Raw genomic sequence first — 1,015 nt, 5'->3', positions numbered from 1 at the left:
CTTTGGGACAAAACCTTGCTAGATTTTTTACTTAAATTCATTAGTTTCGGGTTAATATTTCTATGGGTCAACGCCTGACTAAGGGGTTAGCAACACAATACCGCCAAACTAAAACACAGCAACCATAACCACCACAGCTCCATGGGGCTGAAAACGCCACGCGTTGGAACTCCCTCTTGAGGTGTTTATTATGTTCGTGCTTTTGACTGCCAATAGAGATAAAGCCCTTCAATGTCTGACGAACACAGAGACAGCATACTCTCTTTTAACCACGATTCCGGCCAATTCCACCATGCCATTTCAAGTAACATCGCTATTTCCACATCAGAAAATCTAAATTTGATATGTTTAGCAGGATTTGAACCAACCACTTCATAAGGTGCAACATCCTTAGTCACTACTGAACGACTGGCGATTATTGCACCATGTCCGATTTTAACCCCAGGCATTATCATAGCCTCAGTACCAATCCACACATCATTACCAATAATTGTGTCTCCAGAACACGTAAAACCATCGCGTGCATCTGCAAAATTATCATTATTCTGATAGAAAAATGGGAATGTACTTACCCAATCACTGCGATGTCCTTGATTACCCGCCATCATAAATACAGCACCAGAGCCTATAGAACAAAAACGCCCTATGACTAACTTATCAACATCATCTCTTTCTGGATGTAAATATCGTGCACAATCATCGAAACTGTGGCCGTGATAATAACCAGAATAATAACTGTGCTTTCCCACAATAATGTTCGGATTCGTTACTTGTTGATCTAAGGGAATCCCTGAAAATGGGGACGTAAAGAAGTTCATTTTTAAATTTTCCTAAAAGCACATAACTTCTTAGTATTTGTGCGCTGCGCGTTTACCTCGTTGGACAAGTAAAAACGCGCACGGTTAACTATCTGTATGCAAAGAACTTATCAGCTTTCTGCCAAATACACCATCTCGAAAAACGCGCATGCGCGTTTTCCAAACCTATTAACTAAAACTCAGCCTTTATAGTTAAT

The 1,015-nt window shown here is 40.3% G+C and carries 1 protein-coding gene; it reads right to left on the bottom strand.

Annotated features, from left to right (window positions below; genetic code table 11):
• Positions 1 to 188 precede the first annotated feature (188 nt).
• Positions 189 to 818 (bottom strand): type B chloramphenicol O-acetyltransferase, encoded by a 630-nt coding sequence (gene catB / locus HG547_RS20565; RefSeq protein WP_169548857.1) that lies wholly within the window; start codon positions 816 to 818, stop codon positions 189 to 191.
• Positions 819 to 1,015 lie beyond the last annotated feature (197 nt).

The organism is Shewanella sp. DNRA4 (genome assembly GCF_012843185.1).
Classification (GTDB): Bacteria; Pseudomonadota; Gammaproteobacteria; order Enterobacterales; family Shewanellaceae; genus Shewanella; species Shewanella xiamenensis.
Note: the sequence above shows the minus strand (reverse complement) of the source record. Positions and strands in the feature narration are given on the sequence as shown.

Excerpts from the sequence above, each read along its gene's own strand:
- catB (WP_169548857.1), bottom strand. The coding sequence starts at position 818 with ATGAACTTCTTTACGTCCCCATTTTCAGGGATTCCCTTAGATCAACAA.